The 20,538-nt window shown below is 50.8% G+C and carries 17 protein-coding genes; 16 read left to right on the top strand and 1 reads right to left on the bottom strand.

What is annotated here, in order from left to right:
* Positions 1-7 precede the first annotated feature (7 nt).
* The 4 genes from BZG14_RS01410 to flgL all read left to right on the top strand — a co-directional run bounded on the left by BZG14_RS01410 (position 8) and on the right by flgL (position 5,265).
* Positions 8-1,054: a flagellar basal body P-ring protein FlgI gene (locus BZG14_RS01410; RefSeq protein WP_443508370.1), complete on the top strand. Its 1,047-nt coding sequence runs from the start codon at positions 8-10 to the stop codon at positions 1,052-1,054.
* Positions 1,055-1,062: 8 nt separating this feature from the next.
* Positions 1,063-2,013: a flagellar assembly peptidoglycan hydrolase FlgJ gene (gene flgJ / locus BZG14_RS01405; RefSeq protein ID WP_077607764.1), complete on the top strand. Its 951-nt coding sequence runs from the start codon at positions 1,063-1,065 to the stop codon at positions 2,011-2,013.
* 169 nt (positions 2,014-2,182) lie between these two features.
* A complete protein-coding gene (gene flgK / locus BZG14_RS01400) occupies positions 2,183-4,060 on the top strand; it encodes a flagellar hook-associated protein FlgK (RefSeq protein WP_077607763.1) in 1,878 nt (625 codons plus the stop codon).
* An 11-nt stretch (positions 4,061-4,071) separates the two neighbouring features.
* Positions 4,072-5,265: a flagellar hook-associated protein FlgL gene (flgL, locus tag BZG14_RS01395; RefSeq protein WP_077456389.1), complete on the top strand. Its 1,194-nt coding sequence runs from the start codon at positions 4,072-4,074 to the stop codon at positions 5,263-5,265.
* A 106-nt stretch (positions 5,266-5,371) separates the two neighbouring features.
* Here flgL and BZG14_RS01390 read toward each other — a convergent pair whose 3' ends face one another.
* Positions 5,372-7,474, bottom strand: a complete 2,103-nt coding sequence (locus BZG14_RS01390) for a tetratricopeptide repeat protein (RefSeq protein WP_077607762.1) — start codon at positions 7,472-7,474, stop codon at positions 5,372-5,374.
* Positions 7,475-7,917: 443 nt separating this feature from the next.
* Here BZG14_RS01390 and BZG14_RS01385 point away from each other — a divergent pair, with 443 nt between their 5' ends.
* The 12 genes from BZG14_RS01385 (at position 7,918) to fliG (ending at position 20,534) form a co-directional block, all read left to right on the top strand.
* Positions 7,918-9,060 carry a flagellin gene (locus BZG14_RS01385; protein WP_077607761.1) on the top strand — a complete coding sequence of 381 codons (1,143 nt, stop codon included), beginning with the start codon at positions 7,918-7,920 and terminating at the stop codon, positions 9,058-9,060.
* A 265-nt stretch (positions 9,061-9,325) separates the two neighbouring features.
* Positions 9,326-10,450, top strand: coding sequence for a flagellin (locus tag BZG14_RS01380; protein WP_077607760.1), 1,125 nt, complete (start codon positions 9,326-9,328; stop codon positions 10,448-10,450).
* An 86-nt stretch (positions 10,451-10,536) separates the two neighbouring features.
* Positions 10,537-10,935: a flagellar protein FlaG gene (locus BZG14_RS01375; protein WP_443508368.1), complete on the top strand. Its 399-nt coding sequence runs from the start codon at positions 10,537-10,539 to the stop codon at positions 10,933-10,935.
* An 18-nt stretch (positions 10,936-10,953) separates the two neighbouring features.
* Positions 10,954-12,312 (top strand): flagellar filament capping protein FliD, encoded by a 1,359-nt coding sequence (fliD, locus tag BZG14_RS01370; RefSeq protein ID WP_077607758.1) that lies wholly within the window; start codon positions 10,954-10,956, stop codon positions 12,310-12,312.
* Between the two features lie 2 nt (positions 12,313-12,314).
* Positions 12,315-12,617, top strand: coding sequence for a hypothetical protein (locus tag BZG14_RS01365; protein WP_077607757.1), 303 nt, complete (start codon positions 12,315-12,317; stop codon positions 12,615-12,617).
* Between the two features lie 12 nt (positions 12,618-12,629).
* Positions 12,630-13,034, top strand: a complete 405-nt coding sequence (gene fliS, locus BZG14_RS01360; RefSeq protein ID WP_077607756.1) for a flagellar export chaperone FliS — start codon at positions 12,630-12,632, stop codon at positions 13,032-13,034.
* A gap of 163 nt (positions 13,035-13,197) precedes the next feature.
* A complete protein-coding gene (locus BZG14_RS01355) occupies positions 13,198-14,682 on the top strand; it encodes a sigma-54 dependent transcriptional regulator (RefSeq protein ID WP_077607791.1) in 1,485 nt (494 codons plus the stop codon).
* A gap of 138 nt (positions 14,683-14,820) precedes the next feature.
* Positions 14,821-15,870: a sensor histidine kinase gene (locus BZG14_RS01350; protein ID WP_077607755.1), complete on the top strand. Its 1,050-nt coding sequence runs from the start codon at positions 14,821-14,823 to the stop codon at positions 15,868-15,870.
* Positions 15,867-17,276, top strand: a complete 1,410-nt coding sequence (locus BZG14_RS01345; RefSeq protein WP_077607754.1) for a sigma-54-dependent transcriptional regulator — start codon at positions 15,867-15,869, stop codon at positions 17,274-17,276. The genes BZG14_RS01350 and BZG14_RS01345 overlap by 4 nt, the downstream gene beginning before the upstream one ends.
* Positions 17,277-17,386: 110 nt before the next feature.
* Positions 17,387-17,698 (top strand): flagellar hook-basal body complex protein FliE, encoded by a 312-nt coding sequence (gene fliE / locus BZG14_RS01340; RefSeq protein WP_077607753.1) that lies wholly within the window; start codon positions 17,387-17,389, stop codon positions 17,696-17,698.
* Between the two features lie 15 nt (positions 17,699-17,713).
* Positions 17,714-19,489: a flagellar basal-body MS-ring/collar protein FliF gene (gene fliF / locus BZG14_RS01335; protein ID WP_077607752.1), complete on the top strand. Its 1,776-nt coding sequence runs from the start codon at positions 17,714-17,716 to the stop codon at positions 19,487-19,489.
* Positions 19,479-20,534: a flagellar motor switch protein FliG gene (gene fliG / locus BZG14_RS01330; protein WP_077607751.1), complete on the top strand. Its 1,056-nt coding sequence runs from the start codon at positions 19,479-19,481 to the stop codon at positions 20,532-20,534. The genes fliF and fliG overlap by 11 nt, the downstream gene beginning before the upstream one ends.
* The last annotated feature ends 4 nt before the right edge of the window (positions 20,535-20,538 follow it).

The following is a 20,538-nucleotide window of genomic DNA, read 5'->3' as shown; positions in this document are numbered from 1 at the left end:
GGTGGCGATGCCCAGCCTGGCCGCGCGCATCAAAGATGTGGCGGAGGTGGCTGGGGTACGCAGTAACACCCTAACGGGTTATGGCTTGGTGGTGGGGTTACCGGGTACCGGCGAGAGCACGCCCTATACTGATCAAAGCTTTAAGTCGATGCTGGAAAACTTTGGCATCCAATTGCCGCCAGATATCAATCCTCAATCGGCCAACATTGCCGCCGTCGCCGTCACCGCTGACTTGCCCGCGTTTGCCAAACAAGGTCAAAAACTTGACGTTACTGTGTCGTCGATTGGGTCGGCAGAGAGCTTACGTGGCGGCACCTTGCTACAAACTTTTCTCAAAGGTTTGGATGATAAGGTCTATGCCACCGCACAAGGAAACTTGATTGTCGGTGGTTTTAGCGCTACCGGGGCCGATGGCTCTGAGCTGGTGGGCAACACCCCAACCGTTGGCCGTATTACCAATGGCGCGTCCGTTGAGCGGGAAGTCCCTAATCCCTTTGGTCGTGGTGATTACCTGACCTTTAACCTGTTCCAATCCGACTTTACCACCGCACAGCGTATGGCGGATGCGGTTAATCGCTTTCTTGGTCCGTCTACCGCATCGGCCATGGACGCGACCTCAGTGAGAGTCCGAGCGCCACGCGATGTGAGCCAGCGCGTGGCTTTCTTATCCACCGTGGAAAATATTGAGTTTCAGCCGGKGGATGCGGCAGCGAAAATAATCGTTAACTCTCGTACCGGCACCATTGTGGTTGGGCAAAATGTTCGCCTTCGCCCAGCCGCCATTACTCATGGGGGGATGACGGTCTCCATTCAAGAAGACTTCAACGTTGATCAACCTAATCCACTAGGAGGCGGTGAAGCTGTGGTCACGCCTGATACCGAGATCGATGTTGAGGAAGAAGAAGGGCGGATGTTCCACTTTAAACCTGGCGTGACCCTAGACGACCTCGTACGTGCCGTGAATGGGGTTGGCGCGGCACCCTCGGATCTCATGGCGATTCTGCAAGCGCTGAAACAGGCCGGGGCCATCGATGGCCAATTGATAGTGATATAGGGCAACGCATGAAATCTCCGGTTGATAGTCAATTTGTACACGATATAAGCCAGCTCGATTCATTACGTCGCCAAGCCGTGAAAGGGGAAGAAGGGGATGAAAAAGCGGCGTTGCGTTCAGCGGCGGAGCAGTTCGAGTCCTTATTTACCCAGATGCTGTTCAAGTCGATGCGTGATGCCAATGAGGCATTTGAGTCTGACTTGATTGATGATCGTACCTCGAAGTTTTATGAGAAGATGGCTGATGAACAGATGGCCAGTGAACTCAGTCGAGAAGGCTCACTGGGGCTCGCGGATATGATTGTTGAACAATTAGGCAAAGCGCTGGGCGACAGCCRGCCAGATATGAATGAAGCGGCTCGCGCGTCGGCGCAAACTTTGCCATTGGATCAAAATCGTAGTCGAGAGGCGGCAGAACAGGCGATTGCGGCGCTCGATAGCCAGTCTATCGCGCCGCCAGCCACCCGTCTCCCCGCGTCCCAACGGTCAGAAGGCTTTGATTCTCCAGATTCCTTTGTGAATACGCTGGCGCCGCATGCACGTCGCGCGGCGCGTGCGCTGGGCACTGATCCGGCGATTATTCTTGCTCAAGCGGCACTAGAAACCGGTTGGGGAAAGAAGGTGATCGCCAATGCCCGCGATAACAGTCATAACCTGTTTAATATAAAGGCGGATCAAGGTTGGGGGGGCGATAAAGTCGCCACACAAACCCTGGAAGTGTATGACGGGATCCCGGTTAAAGAAACGGCAAGCTTTCGTTCGTACCCGTCTTATCAAGAGAGTTTTGACGATTTCGTCTCATTTGTGCGTGATAATCCACGCTATGAGCAAGCTTTATCACAATCTGCGCAACCTGAACGGTTTATTCGCGAGCTTCATCAAGCCGGGTATGCGACCGATCCGGAATACGCGGATAAGGTCATTCGTGTACTCGACCAAGTCCGCGACATGATGGACTAGAAGAGTGGCAGGCAAGGGCTTGCCGTTCTGGTTTTTGCTCTCTTTGATGCGGTTTACTATTCTCTTAACATCATGTTTATCAATGATTTTTATTTTTAATCTCTCCTTGGCTCAATTTTTGCTAGTTTCCTAGTATCTCGTTTTAATTGCCGGGTTATTTGGAGGCACAATGGGCTTGGACCTGCTTTCCCTTGGGTCGCAAGGCGTACTGACTGCGCAGCGACAGCTGAATACAACAGGTCACAATATCTCTAACGTGAATACGGAGGGATATAGTCGTCAGTCGGTTGAGCAAAAAACCAATGATGTCCACTTTTGGGGCGGCAATAATTACGGTACTGGTGTTCATGCTGCAGCGGTACGCCGTAACTATGATAAGTTTGCGGTCAATGAACTGAATGTGGCGACCTCGAATTTGTCTCACGCCGCCGCACGCAATGATCAACTCGGTCGACTCGACGATATGATGGCGCACTCGGCCAAAAAAATCCCCGAGAACATGAACGAATTCTATGGCGCGGTTAAAGGGCTGGCCGATAGCCCCAGTGACATGGGCGCTCGTAAAGTCGTGCTCGAAAAAGCGCGTATGGTCGCCGCTGGCATGAACGATGTTTATGGTGTGTTGCAGCAGCAGTCAATTGATACCTCTTCTCAAATAGACGCGACCGTTAAGCGGATGAATGACATTGGCCAAGAACTGGTGGACGTGCACAAGGCAATGCTCAAAACCCCCGGCGAAGCCAATGACTTGTTAGATCGTYATGATAAGCTGATCCGTGAGCTCTCTGAATATACGCAGGTGAGTGTGAACGCGCGTGAGGACGGATTATTTAACGTGATTATCGGCAGTGGCCATATGCTGGTATCAGGGATGAATAGCAGTGAGTTGGCGACCTTACCAGGTGAGCCGGATCACAAAGAGCGTCGCTTGGCTCTCGTTGAAGGTAAGAGTGTTAAACCCATTTCCAACCAAGACATCCGCGGCAAACTCGGGGCATTGTTTGAATATCGGGATGATACCTTGGGACAAGCGCGAGACGAATTAGGTCGGATGGCCATTGGCTTTTCTGAGTCGCTCAATGACTTACAGGGGCAAGGGTTCGATCTTAACGGTGAGGTCGGCAAGAACATTTTCACTGACTATAACAGTGACCGTATTGCGAGTGCGCGCGCGATAAAAAGCAGCAATTCCACGGCAGACTTGAAAGTGTATATCGATGATCTTCAGCAGCTCAAACGGGGTGATTATCAACTCAAGTTTGATGGCACCCAATATTCCCTCACCTCACCAGATGGAAAACAATCGACGGTGACCCCTAGCGGCACGCCGCCAAGTTTTAATGTCGACGGGATGCGCGTGCAAGTGGATGCCGGGTTGGCGGCTAACGAGCGCGTTTTAATTCGGCCCGCCCGCTCAGCGGCAGGGCAAATGCGTGTGACCATGGATGATCCGGCGGATATCGCGGCACAAAGCTATGTCAGTGCAAGCTCGGTGAGTAACGGCGACGGTGATGTACGAATTTTACAAGCCGGTGGACAAAAAGAGTTTCAAGTTCGGCTCTCCCCCGATGGCAGTCAATTTGCGGTGACCGATCCTAAGGGGCAAGTCTTGGTCGCGCCACAGACCTATCCGCCAGGTGGACCCGTTGATGTCAACGGCACCATCATTGAGGTCAACGATAAAGCGGCCCCCGATGATGTCTTGGCGGTCAGCTTGAACCCGGCGGATGGTGACAACAGTAACCTGATCCGCATGCAAGAGCTGCAAACGGAAAAGCTGATGGACAACGGTCGTTCGACCGTGCTCGATGTTTATGAGGGGCTAAGCACCGATCTTGGGGTACAAAAAGCCTCCTTTAAGCGTCTACAAGATGTGAGCATGGTTGAACACGATGCCGCAGAAAGTCGCGTGGCGGAAGTGTCTGGGGTGAACCTGGATGAAGAAGCGTCCAACATGATGAAGTTTCAGCGCGCGTATATGGCCGCGTCACGGATCATGACCGCCGCCAATGAAACCTTTGATTCTCTGCTCAATGCAACGCGATAAGGTAGGACAGTATGATTAGTCGTATTGCCAGCTTTCACAATTACCAGTCTGTCTCTAACGACATTATGCGCCAGAATGTGAAGGTACAGGATAACCAAGAGCAGATGGCGACGGGGAAACGTGTTATTACATCCGGTGATGATCCGGTGTCGTCGATCTACATTCAAAACTTTCGTCAACAAGATGAGCAAATCGACCAATTTGTYGACTCGATTACGTTAGCGCGAAACCGGCAAACCCGCGAAGAAATCGCGATTGATGAGTCCGAGCAAATCATGGACGGCGCCAAACGCAAAGTGATGGCGATGATCAACGGCTCATTATCGGTGGAAGATCGCACCGCGCACCGGCAAGACTTGCAAGGGATGTTTGATAATTTTATGGACTTGGTAAACACCAAGGATGAGTCAGGTAACTTTCTGTTTTCCGGTACCCAGACCAGTACACAGCCGTTTTATCGTGATAGTCAAGGCAATGTGCGTTATGCGGGAGATAGTTACTTTCGTACCGCCCAAGTGGCCCCTGCGGTGGAAGTGCCGACGTCTGATCCAGGCGATAAACTGTTTATGGAAATTGATAATCCCTTTGGTGACTATCAGCCCGAATATGATCTCGAAGATGGCTCTTTATTGCTGATGGCGAAAGCGGAAAATACCAATGATGCGGATACCTCTAACTATTCGGTTTCCTTTGATGTTAATGCCAATGGCGATACCACCTACTCGTTGATGCAAGATGGCACTGAAGTCAGTGCTGGGCTGTATGACCCGCAAAACGGCGTTGAATGGAACACGTTGAAAATGACCTTCGAAGGTGAGATGAAGCCAGGTGATACCATCAATTTAGAAAGACAAGACAGCTTCAATATTTTCGATTCGTTTAAAAATGGTGCCGCGCTATCATATGCCGATATTGATGATGCGTCTGCTACGGCAGAACTCCACCAAGTGACTGAACAGTTTGCGGCGGCCTTCAAGCACTTGAACAAGGCACGCTCAGAGGTCGGCACACGGTTGACCACACTCGATCGACAAGAAAGTATGCACAAAGACTTCAAGTTGGTCCTCAATCGCTCACTGGGCACCATGGAAGACTTGGACTATACCCAAGCGGCCATCGATATGAACGAGGACATGCTCGCGCTGCAAGCCTCTCAGCAGGCCTTTGCCAAAACTAAAGATCTCTCCCTGTTTAATTATATCTAATCCAAAGTGTCAGCGTTTGATTGTCACAAGGTGCCGAGGATAAGAAGAAAACGGGGTCGCATCAGCGGCCCCGTTTTGTCTCCGGTTAGGCTTGCGGGCTCGCCCTTTAGGGGCAGAGATCACTCACTATACGGCGTGCCATGGCATCAAGCAGAGGTTGCTTGTCTTTGAGCATAGGCGGGTAACTAAACGCATACTCTGCGTAGCCCGGCATCGACTCTGGCGTTTGTATATCGCTCTCTTTATGGCCGGCAAAAAACACATAGCAAGGTGTGCCGACGGCAACCGTCAGCCGATGCACCGCTGTCCCCGCGGTAAATACCCCCGAGAGCTGTTTGATCGCATGCGCGGTCCCCATAAAATCATTTTTAAGATCTAATCCCGGCAGTGATACGATCTCAACGCCCGTTTGTTTTTTGATTTTACTCAGCTCTTTTTCACACTCACCGTATTGTAAATTGACAAACTGGGCGTTAGGACAAAGCTGGCGAACGGCTTTTATCCAGCCTGCTAATTCATCTGCCACCAAATAGTGAATGTTACGCGTGGCGGCGGCGAGGCCACTTCGCCAACACACACCAAACACAGGCCCGTGTTGATGTAGCTCGGCTAACGGAGCGATCCAAGGCGCATCGGCGGCGACATCCGGAACGATATAGGTTTGTTGATAGAGGTGACGCCCAAAGTGGTGGTAGCACAGGCCCGCTAACGACCCTCCGGCAATCCAGCTATCAATATCGGCCAGGACATGTTCTGGCACAAAAATATCTTTTCCGTCAGTACGAGAAATGGGCACAAYCTCCGTGCTGGGAAAAGCCTGACGCAACACCGGCTCCAAGCGAGGATCACAGCCGACATAGACTTGACGGGCGCGCTCAACCACCATGGCGACGTTATGTAAATAAGCCAGTTCATCGCCGACCCCTTGCTCGGGCATGATAAGCACGGCATCCGTCTCAGGCCGAAACAAGTCCCAACAAGGTAAGTTGCCGTGATATTTGAGGCGGCGACCGCACTCAATCCCCGCCTCATTGGCTTGATAGAATTTCTCCCATGCCATTTGCGTGCGATAGACAAACGCCAGATTGAATCGCAGTGCGTGATCGTCAGGCTGAGAAGCTAGCAGGGTCTCGAGGCGCTGCTGAGCTTGGTCAATATCGCCCATATACCAATCAAGCTCGCCCAATTGTGCTTGTAGTGTATTGGCTTGCTTATCCTTGACATGATTGAGCGCCTTCTCGTGGATCTGGTAGCAATCGGTTAATTTATCTTGGGTAAATTGATGGTGCTGCTTGAGCAGTTCGAAGGTGGCACGGGCATAAGCATAATGTAACTCACCGCGCTCAGGCTCATCACGCAAACATTGTTTGGCCAGTTTGCTTGCTTCTAACCAGTTTGCTTCATTGAGATAAACCACCAGGAGTTGACGCATAAATGCCGTGTCTTGTGTCTGCTTATAGGTCGTTAAGCAGCGCTGGCGCGCGCTAGCATACTCACCCAGCCCGGCTTCTGCACGGATGAGTAACAGTTGCCAAATTGGATGAGCCTGTGCTTTGTCACTGCCGCGTAGTAGCAATTGTTGTGCTTTGCCGAACGCTTTCTGCTCCAGTGCTTGCTGTGCCAATGCCATTAGCGCAGGTGGATAATCAGGCTCCAGGGTGAGTATGGTTTGATAAAGCTGTTCGGCTTGGTCACTGTGTCCATCAGCGACCAAATCAGCTGCCACTGACAAGGTTTTGTTAATTTCATCCGCCAGCCCTTGGTTCTTCAGCTGGTGGAGCTCGTCACGCAAAGCATGCGTTCGACGATTTTCTCCTTGTAGGCCGAGTTTGGCCGTCAACTGCTCACGCAAATTAAGGATGTCTTGGTTGGTGGGGGCGGCGGCAAACAGTGCTTCAACGATTTCCATGGCCGCGTGGTTATGCCCTTGTTGCGTCAATAACTGTGCCTTATCGAACAACAAAGACAGATCGTCAGGGGCATGCTCAAGCGCGTGGTCAAGGTGAGCCATTGCTTGCACGTATTGCCCCACTTCCGCATCCAGTACGGCCAGCACTTGCCGCACTTGAACCGTATCGGGGGCATGGCTCAGTATTTGCTCGAATACTTGCCGCGCATCGGGTTTCTTCCCTTCTTGGTAAAGACGAATCCCGAGCTGAAAGGCGTCATCCAGCGTCATATTGGTGTGGCCGTCATTGTCTTGCGTCATCGGTTACATCGTCCTGTTATCCGTGAAAGTCTCGTCCATCACAGCGTGAGGCTGGCGAGCATCGATAAACCAATAATTTAGCAAAAAATATGCCTTGCGTCCGGCTGTTGAAAGAAGTTGGCCGCTAACTTGCAGGCTAACTTTCATACAGACGGCAAAAAGCTAGGCGAGGCATTGCCGTACCTTGCCGCTAAGCACAGAAAAACGGCAGAATTTTTCGAGTAAATCTTGGCTGTGAGTACGAATATTTCATTTAAGTGATTGATTATAAGTGGTTTATAAAAGTTGGCACACATATTGTATTTGTTTGTTCAAGCGGCCAGTTTTTGACCGGCTGATTTTGAAACTGATTAACAAGCTGTTCCCGCAGCACCGCCAAACACAGTGCAACACGTCGCGGGTAGGCTGTTTCGCAAAGCAAGCGAAAGTCAAAGGAGAGCAAAATGGGTGTAACCGTTAACACCAACGTGTCTGCGATGACTGCGCAGCGTTACCTGAATAAAGCGACCGATGAGTTGAATAATTCAATGGAACGTCTGTCGTCAGGTAGCCGAATTAACAGCGCTAAAGACGACGCGGCGGGTTTGCAGATCTCTAACCGTTTGGTTGCCCAAACACGTGGCCTTGATGTGGCAATGCGAAACGCCAATGATGGTATTTCTATTGCGCAGACCGCCGAAGGGGCCATGCAGGAATCGACCAATATTTTGCAGCGTATGCGGGATCTTTCCCTCCAGTCTGCAAACGGTGCCAATGGTAAATCTGAGCGCGTGGCGATTCAAGAAGAGGTGGAAGCACTGAAAGATGAGCTTAATCGGATTGCTGAAACCACGGCGTTTGGTGGCCGTCGATTGCTTAATGGCTCGTTTGGTGAGGCCTCGTTCCAAATTGGTGCGGATGCCGGTGAGGCGATCATCATGGGACTATCGAGTATTCGCGCTGATGATTTCCGCATGGGTGGCGTAGAATTTGTTGGCGGTCAACCCAAATCAGCTGGGTGGGAAGTGGATGGCGCAGCCTCGACATTACAACTGCAGTTCACCACCAAAGATGGTGAAAACATTAGTTTGAGTATTAATGCAAAAGCGGGCGATGATGTTGAAGAGCTGGCTAGTTACATCAATGGTCAGTCTGATGAAATGTTAACCGCCTCGGTAGATGAAGAGGGTCAACTTCAAATCTTTATCGAAGAGCACAAAGTTGAAGGTGCGGTGAACTTTGGTGGCGGGTTGGCGACCTCTTTGGGGATGGTGTCTGGCAATGGTGATTTGGTCACCGCCGCCGACCTTGATGTGTCGGATGTGGGTGGCGCGCAAATGGCCGTTGGGGTCATTGACTCTGCAATGCGTTATATCGATAGCCAACGGGCGGACTTGGGTGCTAAGCAAAACCGACTCAGTCACACCATCAGTAACTTGTCGAATATCCAGGAGAACGTGTCTGCGTCTAACAGCCGGATCCGTGATACCGACTTTGCCCGAGAAACCACGGCAATGACCAAGGGGCAAATCCTGCAACAGGCGGGCACTTCGATGTTGGCGCAAGCGAAACAGATGCCGCAAGCGGCACTAAACCTCCTACAATAATACCTGCATATCAGCACACTAAAAGCGGCAATCGGTTGCCGCTTTTTTTTATGCTATTTTTCCAAAAATCTTCCTAAAGATATTTCTCCTTTGGGCGTTAACCTTCATAACGCCTTACGGCAGTGGTGTAAATGCACCGCCAAGCACCGATAAAAAAGCTAAAGCTTTCTCTACGTGCGCCGCTAAATGGGTTGTGAACAATTTTGATACTGGTTTTCCCTGGTCAGCTGGGCGAAGCCGGACCTAGAACCAAAGGAGAATAGTTATGGCTATTACTGTTAACACTAACGTCCCTGCGATGACGTCTCAGCGTTATTTGAATAATTCAACCGATGCGCTGAACAACTCGATGGAGCGTTTGTCATCCGGTTCTCGCATTAACAGTGCTAAAGACGACGCGGCAGGCCTTCAGATTTCTAACCGTTTGATGGCGCAAAGCAGTGGCTTGGGCGTGGCTGTTCGAAATGCGAACGACGGCATCTCAATGGCGCAAACCGCTGAAGGTGCGATGGAAGAATCAAGCAACATCTTGCAACGTATGCGTGACTTGTCACTGCAATCCGCTAACGGTGCAAACGGTGACTCTGAACGTAGCGCAATTCAAGAAGAGGTTGTCGCGCTGAAAGACGAACTGAACCGTATTGCAGAAACCACCTCGTTCGGTGGGGCGAAACTGCTCAACGGTACTTTCGGTACCCGCTCTTTCCAAGTGGGGGCAGATGCCGGTGAAGCGGTGATGATGGAGTTTAAAAACATCCGTGCAGACCACAGTGAAATGGGTGGGGCAAGCTTTACGGCGACTAACGCCAAATCAGCAGGTTGGACGGCGGCTGCCGGTGCCACCATGGCAATCAATATCACTAACGCTGACGGCACGTCTACGTCTATCAACGTGGCGGCCAAAGGTGGCGATGATATCGAAGAGATCGCGACTTACATCAATGGTCAAGCGGATGACAAATTGAGCGCGTCTGTGACGGAAGATGGCGAGCTGCAAATCGTGACCGGTGCTGGCACTGATGCTACCTTCACGGGTGCGTTGGCAGCATCGCTATCCATGGGTACCAAAGTGGATGAAACCATTAAAGATGTTGATGTTTCGTCTATGGGTGGTGCGCAAAAAGCCGTGGGTATGATTGATAACGCGATGCAGTTTATCGACTCTCACCGTGCAGAATTGGGTGCGAAGCAAAACCGCTTGAGTCACACCATTGCCAACTTGGATAACGTTAATGAAAACGTCTCGGCCTCTAACAGCCAGATCCGTGATGTTGATTTTGCCAAAGAAACAACCAACTTGACCAAGTCACAAATCTTGCAGCAATCTGGTACCTCTATTTTGGCGCAAGCCAAGCAGGCACCACAAGCCGCACTGAGCTTGCTCGGTTAAACCATTCACGAGTGGCGGCTTAATCGCCGCCGCTACGTTTTGGGAGGTGAATAGCGATGGACATTTCATCCGTTACAAATTCATCCCTGCCGCACTCAGCACACTCTGATGGCACAAAGGTTGCTAGAGATGTAAGAGTTGGAAAAGTACGCCCAGATCCGGTCAGCCAGCATCAGCAGGCAGATCGTCGTGAGGTGAGAGAATCAATGCAACAACGCCGTGTAGAGCAGTCACAGCGCATTGAGGAAAATCGCCAACTACAACGACAACAACTGGAGAAGTTGGTAGAGCGGCTCGATGAGTTTATGTCCGACTTTAACAAAGGGCTCGCATTTCGTTTGGATGAAGACACAGGACGCAGTGTGATCACCGTTTATGAAATGAACAGTGGTGACATCATCCGTCAGATCCCAGAGCAGGAAATGTTAGAGCTTGCTAAGCAATTGTCGCAACACGCGCGAGGGCTTGTCACAGAAAAGGTATAACGAGGTGAGAGAGTCGTTATGAGTGTTAAGGCAGCAGGCATGGGCGGTGGCATGGATATTAATGCCATGGTCACTAAAATCGTGGATGCTGAACGTGCACCCAAGCAAGAGCGCATTGTCAAACGCACTAATGAGGTTGAAACCGACATCAGTGCGTTTGGCCGTTTAAAAGAATCTCTCGATAAACTCAAAACCCAAATGTACGATTTTCGTCGCAATGAAGGTTTTGCGGCGAGAACCACATCCGTTAGCAATCCAGACGCACTTGGCGCCAGCGCGACGCCAGATGCCATTCCCGGTCGTTATCAAATCGATGTTCAGCAACTCGCGGGTGCACACAAGCTTGTGTCACCAGGCGTTGATGCTGAGGCGTCTTTAGGTAGTGGCAAGCTCACTATCACCATGGGTAATCGCACCAGTGTGATTGATGTTCCCCAAGGCAAAGACAGCTTGGCTGACGTTGTGCGGGCGATTAATAGCGATCCGAAAAACCCTGGTGTGCAAGCGTCGCTGATCCAGGATGATAGCGGTGCACGCATGGTGTTGAATGGCAATAAAACGGGGGCGGACAATCAGATGGAAGTCAGTGTTGATGCGCAAGTGGGCAGTGCGCTTCATCAGTTAGGCTTCAAAGCCGGACAAGCCAATAATGGCATGGCACAAATGCAAGCCGCACAAGATGCCAAGATACTGATTGATGGTATCGCGTCAGTCTCGAGTGCGACCAACACCTTTGATAATGCCATCGAAGGCGTATCTCTGGAAGTGGCGCAAACCAGTGATAAGCCGCTGTCACTCGCCGTTGAGCATGACCGAGAGTCAGTGCGTTCGACCATTACGTCGTTCGTGGATAATTACAATGCGTTTTTCCGTGTCTCGCAAGCGGTCAGTCAGTATGACCCCGAGAGCCAGCAAGGCGGCCCTTTGGTGGGGGAAAGTGTCATTCGAACGGCAACCAGTCGATTGCGTAACCTTTTCTCGTCACCGATTGAGCAAGCGCCTGAGGGAATGAAAACCCTGAGTGAGCTTGGCGTCACTACCACCATGGACGGTCGTCTAGAAGTTGACAACAAGGTACTTGACCGACAACTGCGTCAAAACTTTAACGCACTGGAAGGTTTTTTTGGTGGCAATGATGGTTTTGCGCGTCAGCTTGAACAGGTGGTTGGCGGCTTTACCGGCGCGGGAGGCGCGATCAGTAATCGTGAAAGCACATTGTCAGAGCAAAAACTTCGCCTTCGTGATGACCAGCGAGAACTAGACCGCCGCATGGAAAACTTAGAGTCGCGGACCATGCAGCGCTTTTCTGCGATGGAAGAAGCCACCTCGCAAATGCGTTCACAGTTACAAGCTATGCAAAACATTATGCCGGGTTGATAATGACCCAGGTATCCGAATGGCTCGACGCACTCGAACAGATTGATGAGACTATTGCGCAGCAATTGAACATGAGTGACATTGATTCAGAAAAGCTGGCTCAGCAATTGCATGACAGACAGGCGTTACTTGACCAGATTGCAGCGTCGCCGCAAGCGCCGAATCAACAGCAATGGTCTCAGGCGTTAACAAGAACAGAAACGCTCATTGATGCACTCGAGGGGCAGAAAGCCGATGCTGCCAAGCGCTTGTTACAGCAGCGCAAGGGGAAGCAGTCTGTGCAGCTGTATAAGAAATTTCAATAAGTGAGGAAGACTATGAGAGGCTCACTACAGGCCTACAAGAAGGTCTCGGTTGACAGTCAATTAAGCGCTGCGTCGCCTCATAAGGTTATCCAAATGCTGATGGCCGGCGCGATTGAGCGCTTAATTCAAGGCAAAGCTGCCATGGCACAAGGCGACTTATCCGTCAAAGGTGAGCGGTTAGGTAAAGCGTTAGATATCATTATTAATCTACGTGCATGTCTATCAATGGATGATGGCGGCGATATCGCTGATAACTTAGACGCCATCTATGACTTTATGATTCGTCAGGTGAGTAGCGCGAATTTGGAAAATAAACCGGAACCCATCGACGATGTGATTGAACTATTAAGAGAAATAAAATCCGCTTGGGACCAGATCCCTTCCGAATACCATAATATGACTCAAGCGACCAGTTAAACTGCCTATCAAACTACTGACATGGCACTGGAGTCACAGGTTTACTGTGTCTCCGGTTGCCTTATGCGCGTTCTCTATTACAATGTCTTGATTAAAATTGAGATTGTTGTTGCTGAARAGCGACACGATTATAAAAAGTTATCAGGGCAGACGTATCTCACACATGCAAGATTTAGCAAAGATCCTCGTTATCGATGACGATGACCAGTTTCGTCACGATCTCGGCGTGATACTCGACTTTATCGGCGAGCGTTACGCGCTTCACTCGACCGCGGATGTCAGTGATGCACTTTGGGAGCAAAACTGGGGCGCATGTTTTCTTGGCCACGTCCGCTCGACACCGTTACTTGAAAAAGTACTTGAGCAGCTTGCGACCTATCATCACGTGCCTGTGATTGCGATTCGACGCCACGATCGTGAGCTTTCAGGGTTACCCAACTATGTGGGTGAACTTGGGCTACCTTTGAACTATCCGCAATTATTCGATGCACTCCATCACTGTCGCGAGTTTGCCGGTAAACAGGCTTTCAGTATTCCACAGTTGTCTGGTGATAATACCGCCTTTCATAACATGGTGGGTAAAAGCGATGCTATCGAACAGATTCGTCATCTCATTGAGCAGGTCGCGTCTACCGAAGCCAGTGTTTTGATCCTTGGTGAATCTGGCACCGGAAAAGAAGTGGTGGCGCGTCATATTCACCATGCCTCATCACGCGCGTCTGGCCCCTTTGTCCCCGTCAATTGCGGGGCGATTCCAGGCGAGTTGCTAGAAAGCGAGCTCTTCGGTCACGAGAAAGGTGCCTTCACAGGGGCGATTTCAGCGCGTAAAGGGCGCTTCGAGTTGGCGGAAGGCGGAACATTGTTTTTGGATGAGATCGGCGACATGCCGATGCCGATGCAAGTTAAATTGTTACGTGTGTTGCAAGAACGTACGTTTGAGCGCGTAGGCGGCAACAAAAGCATTCGCGCCAATGTTCGTGTCGTTGCCGCGACCCACCGTACGCTAGAAACCATGATCAAAGACGGTGAGTTTCGAGAAGATTTGTATTATCGGCTCAATGTTTTTCCGATCGAAATGCCAGCGCTGCGCGAGCGAATTGATGATATCCCGCTATTGATTCATGAGCTAATGTCTCGCCTTGATGTGGAAGGTAATGGTCGGATCCATATTTCCCCTCGTGCGATTAATTCGCTGATGGAGCATGAGTGGCCAGGCAATGTTCGCGAGCTGGCGAATCTGATTGAGCGTTTAGTTATCTTGTACCCAGGGCGAATGGTCGATGTGAATCATTTGCCTGCCAAATATCGCTACAGTGATATTCCTGAATTTCAGCCTGAGGCCTATTCGGTTGAAGATACCGAGATGGCTGAACGCGAGGCTCTTACCGCGATGTTTCATGAGCCGGATGAGCCTGCTTTCGAGGAGGATATGCCTGGCTTTGCGGATAGTCCTGGATTCACAAGCTTGCCGCCTGAGGGCGTGAATTTAAAAGAAACCCTCGCCGAGGTTGAGATTGATTTGATTAAGCAGGCGCTAGAGGCGCAGTCTGGTGTGGTTGCCAGAGCCGCTGATATGCTGAGTATGCGGCGAACGACACTGGTAGAAAAGATGCGAAAGTACGGATTGAATAAGGAAGAATTAATCTAGATCGACGAGGCGTCAAAAAGCGGAGTCAAAAAAATGACTTCGCTTTTTTGTCTTCAACTAGCTGATAATATTAGCTATTTTTATGGCATAATCTCTGCTTAAGTGAGTAAAACCTTGATCGAAATGTGTGTTGCCTAAATGGAAACCCAATCTTCGCCACTGGGATCAGTGGATCAACAAGTCACTCGGTATAAGCAAGTTCTCGATGTGATGCCAGCAGGCGTTATTTTGCTTGATGCTAATGGCCGTGTCGCTGAAGCCAATCCAGAGGCGCATCGCCTTCTTGGGGAACCGCTCACTCAGCAGCGCTGGTTTGATGTGATTCAACGCGCTTTCTCGCCGCGAGACGATGATGGACACGAGGTCTCTCTTAAAGATGGCCGTCGGGTGAAGCTGGCCATTTCAGCGTCTGACTCAGGGCAACTTATCTTGATCACCGACATGACAGAAACCCGCTTATTGCAGTCGCGCGTGAGTGATCTGCAACGGTTGTCGTCGTTGGGTAAAATGGTGGCGTCGCTGGCTCACCAAGTGCGCACGCCGCTATCTAGCGCGATTTTATATGCGTCGAATCTTGGCGCGCCCAACCTCAATGATGCGACACGGCAGCGGTTTCAATTCAAACTGTTAGACCGGCTACATGACTTAGAAAAGCAAGTGAACGATATGTTGTTGTTTGCTAAAGGTGGCGACAACAAGGTGGTGAAAGTATTTACCGTTGAGCAGTTGTTTAATGAGCTTGAGCCCATGGTGAATGCGGTGATTCAAGGCCACGATGTTGATTTTTCCATTAACAGCGATGATGAAAGCCTCCCCTTGCTCGGTAACCCCAATGCATTGGCCAGCGCGCTGAGTAACTTGGTTGTCAATGCTGTTCAAGTCGCGGGCAAGGGCTGCCAAGTAGTGGTTGATTCGCGCCAACAAGGCGATAGTTTATTGCTGTCTGTTGCCGATAGTGGTCCAGGCATTGCGCCTGAGCTGCAAGCGAAAGTTTTAGAGCCTTTTTTTACCACACGACAGCAAGGTACAGGTCTTGGCCTCGCCGTTGTGCAAATGGTGTGTCATGCCCATGAGGGCAAACTCACCTTACAATCGGAACCTGAAAAAGGGGCCTGTTTTACATTGTGTTTGCCGCTTGCCAAGGGGGGAGCGGCAGAGCAGGGTAAGAGCGTAGGAGAAACACAATGAGCCAAACCATAGTGCTAATCGTTGAAGATGATGAAGGTTTGCGCGAGGCGCTGGTCGATACTTTAGCCTTAGCGGGATACCATTGGCGCGAAGCGGACAGTGCAGAGCAAGCGCTCGTGACATTAAAAGCCGAGCCAATTGATATTGTTGTTTCAGATGTACAGATGGCTGGGATGGATGGCTTGGCGCTTCTGCGATCAATCAAAACGCATACGCCAAATTTACCGGTATTGCTCATGACCGCTTATGCCAACATCGAGGATGCGGTGGCCGCCATGAAAGAGGGGGCCATTGATTACATGGCCAAACCTTTTGCGCCAGAAGTGCTCCTCAATATGGTCAGTCGCTATGCACCGGTTAAAAACGATGACTCGGATGCGATTGCAGAAGATCCGAAAAGTGTCGCCTTGTTAGCCTTGGCCGATAAAGTCGCCAATACTGACGCCAATGTAATGATCCTTGGGCCGTCAGGGTCGGGTAAAGAAGTGATGGCGCGCTATATTCATGACCACTCTGCGCGCGCGAATGCCCCCTTTGTCGCGATTAACTGTGCCGCGATTCCCGAAAACATGCTGGAAGCCACCCTTTTCGGCTATGAGAAAGGGGCGTTTACTGGTGCGGTGCAAGCATGTCCGGGAAAATTTGAGCAAGCCCAAGGTGGCACTATCTTATTGGATGAAATCAGTGAGATGGATTTGGGGCTGCAAGCCAAGCTGCTCCGCGTATTACAAGAGCGAGAGGTGGAACGCCTCGGGGGGCGCAAAAGTATTCAGCTTGACTTGCGGGTGCTTGCCACCAGTAACCGCGATCTAAAAGACTATGTGGCGCAAGGACACTTTCGCGAAGACTTGTACTACCGTTTGAATGTGTTTCCCATCACTTGGCCCGCGTTATATGAACGCCCAGGTGACATTATCCCGCTGGCAAATTATTTATTATCACGGCATTGTCAAAAACAAGGTCTGCCTTGTCCCAGCATACAGCCTAACGCCGAGCAAAAGCTGTTGAATTACACCTGGCCTGGCAATGTGCGGGAGCTTGATAACGTCATGCAGCGTGCCTTGATACTGGCCACCCAATCTCATATTCAAGCAACAGATATTTTACTCGAGGGGCAAGACTGGCAAGATGCGTCTGGCTTACAAAACAAGGTGATGGATAGTCAATCGCATGCAGCCGCTGCGACGCCACCGACCGAGCCAGTCCAAGAAACGATAGAGCCCTCACCGAACGGAGTAGGCTTGGGCAACGAATTACGCGACCAAGAGTTTTCTATCATACTCGATACCATCCGTGCGTGTGAGGGGCGGCGCAAAGATGTCGCCGAGCGCTTAGGGATCAGCCCTAGGACACTGCGCTATAAGCTGGCCAAAATGCGTGATGCCGGGATTGATATTCCTCAGTAGTGACCCAGCGTCGTCAGCTTTTGCGAAAGTGGTCTCAAAGTTGCAGATAGTAAGATGACGGATAGTAATCTGACTGAATTGACAAAATATTGACACAGGAAGGATCGACGATGAAAGCCAATGCCCTGACGCAAGAAATGCAAGCTATGACGGCAGCCGCGAAAAATGTCTCTCAGCCTGCAACCGGTCAACAAGTCAGCCAAGAATTTGGCGATATGCTTGCCAGTGCGATTAATCATGTAAATGGATTGCAAAAGACCTCGGGCGAGCTTGCCACGCGGTTCGATGAAGGTGACCGTAATGTAAGCTTATCGGATGTGATGATTGCTCGAAATAAGTCGAGTGTGGCGTTTGATGCCACCGTGCAAACCCGCAACAAGTTAGTTGAGGCGTATAAAGAACTTATGAATATGCCTGTTTAATGTAGGAATTAATCAGTGGCTGAAGAGAACCAAAACACCGATCTGGCGGTTTCAGATAGCGCAGCAGCACTGCCATCAACCGATGCGGCATTAGACGCAGAGCAAGACACGCAAGATCCGGACGCATCAGAACAGTCAGCATCGTCAAACTCGATATTTGGCGATCTCGACATGGTGCGCCAGTTGATCTTGGTGTTAGCGGTTGCGATTTGTGTCGCGCTGATCATTATGCTGTTTTTTTGGGTGCAGGAACCCGAAATGCGGCCACTGGGTACGTACGAAACAGAAGAACTTATCCCTGTTTTGGATCACCTTGACCAGAACAAAGTTGAATATCAGTTGGACGGGAATACCATCCGCGTCCCTTCAAGCGATTACTCCTCCATTCGCCTCGGTTTAACGCGGGTGGGGCTGAATACCAGCACGGTTGAGGGCGATGATATCTTGCTCAATGACATGGGCTTTGGCGTCTCGCAAAAACTCGAGCAAGAGCGATTAAAACTCAGTCGTGAGCGACAGCTAGCCGCCGCGATTGAAGAAGTGCGGCAAGTGAGAAACGCCCGTGTCTTGTTAGCGATGCCCAAACAGAGCGTCTTTGTACGCCACAACCAAGAGGCATCGGCCACGGTATTCTTGACTTTGGGAGGCACAAATACCCTAGGTCAAGAGGAAGTGGACTCGATTGTTGATATGGTGGCCTCTGCCGTCCCGTCGCTAAAACCCACGCGCGTCACCGTCACCGACCAAAATGGTCGCTTGCTAAACTCTGGCAGTGAAGATCCAGCCTCTGCGGCGCGGCGCAAAGAGTACGAATTGGAGCGTAAGCAAGAGCGCCAATTGCGCGAAAAAATCGACTCAATACTGATCCCCGTACTAGGGTTGGGCAACTATACTTCACAAGTCGACGTGGCATTAGATTTTAGCTCACTGGAAGAAACGCAGCGTCAGTATAATCCCAACACACCGGCAACACGCAGCGAATACACGCGCGAAGACTATAATGGCTCGGATCGTGTCGCAGGTATTCCAGGGGCCTTAAGCAACCAACCGCCGGCCGATGCCTCTATTCCGGAAGACGTCAGGGATCTTAAAAATGGTGCAGGCGGTACCGGGTCGGTGAGTCGTGAATCGACACGTAACTTTGAGCTCGACACCACCATTCGTCACCGACGCGCGCAGTCAGGCGTCATCGATAGGCAAACCGTCTCAGTGGCGGTGAATTTTAAACAAAGTGTCGATCCTGAAACTGGGGAAACGGTTAAGCAGCCTTTGTCAGATGATGAATTGGCCAAAATCCGCCGTCTTTTAATGGGCGGGGTCGGCTTTAGTGAGCAGCGTGGTGATGTGCTCGAAGTGATCGCCGTCCCCTTTGTTGAGCCAGAGCAAGCGGCAGAGCAAGATGTGCCGATTTGGGATCATCCCAACTTTAATGACTGGATTCGTTGGTTAGCAGCGGCCTTGGTGATCATTGTTATTATCGTGGTCTTGGTGCGTCCAGCGATGAAAAAGCTGCTTTATCCAAATACCGACGAAGATGGCAATACCGTGGGCCCCAATGGCGAAATCCTTGGCCCAGATGGCTTGCCAGTTACCCCTGATGGGGATGATGTCGGCTTGATAGGCTCTGAGCTTGACGGTTCTAGCAACTTTGCGATGTCAGCGTCGGATGTTGAGCTGCCAAACTTACATAAAGATGAAGACTTGTTAAAAGCGGTGCGGGCGCTGGTTGCCAATGAGCCAGACTTGGCCGCACAAGCGGTGAAAAATTGGGTAACCGAAGATGGCAAATGAAGTCGCAACCACAGGCGGTGATGAGCAAGCTGGCTCAAACGTCGATATCAGCTCGTTGAGTGGGATTGAAAAAGCCGCCATTTTGCTGCTCAGTTTAAGTGAACAAGATGCCGCGAGTATCATTCGTCACCTTGAGCCGAAACAGGTTCAACGGGTGGGTTCGGCCATGACCTCGATGACCGATCTTAATTCGGACAAAGTGGCCGCCGTCCACCGTGCCTTTTTAGAGGAGATCCAAAAATACACCTCTATTGGGATGGGGAGTGAAGACTTTGTACGCAACGCCCTCGTGACTGCCTTGGGTGAAGACAAAGCGAATAACTTGGTGGACCAAATATTGCTTGGCAGCGGCTCCAAAGGCTTGGATTCACTCAAATGGATGGATCCGCGCCAAGTCGCCAGCATTATTATCAACGAGCACCCGCAAATCCAAACCATCGTCTTATCCTATTTGGATCCCGAGCACTCGGCCGAGATTTTGTCACAGTTTGTTGAGCGAGATCGACTGGACTTGATGATGCGGATTGCCAACTTAGAAGAGGTGCAACCGGCAGCACTGCACGAGTTAAACGAGATCATGGAAAAGCAATTTGCTGGCCAAGCCGGGGCACAAGCGGCCAAGATTGGTGGCTTGAAAGCGGCAGCGGAAATCATGAACTACATGGACAACAGTGTCGAAGGGGTACTGATGGACTCGATTCGCGATCAAGACGAAGAGATGGCCTCACAAATCCAAGACTTGATGTTCGTGTTTGATAACTTGATTGATGTGGATGACCGCGGGGTGCAGACCTTACTCCGTGATGTGCCACAAGAAGTGTTGCAAAAAGCGCTTAAAGGCGCGGAAGATAACTTGCGCGAGAAAATCTATCGCAATATGTCCAAACGTGCGGCCGAGATGTTGCAAGACGATATCGAGGCCATGGGGCCTATCCGGGTCTCTGATGTGGAAGGGGCGCAAAAAGAAATCTTATCGGTTGCGCGTCGTCTTGCCGATGCCGGTGAAATTATGCTTGCCGCAGGCGGCGGCGATGACTTCGTCTAGCCGT

It is taken from the genome of Salinivibrio sp. IB282, from assembly GCF_001995685.1.
In the GTDB taxonomy this organism is placed as follows: domain Bacteria; phylum Pseudomonadota; class Gammaproteobacteria; order Enterobacterales; family Vibrionaceae; genus Salinivibrio; species Salinivibrio kushneri.
Note: the sequence above shows the minus strand (reverse complement) of the source record. Positions and strands in the feature narration are given on the sequence as shown.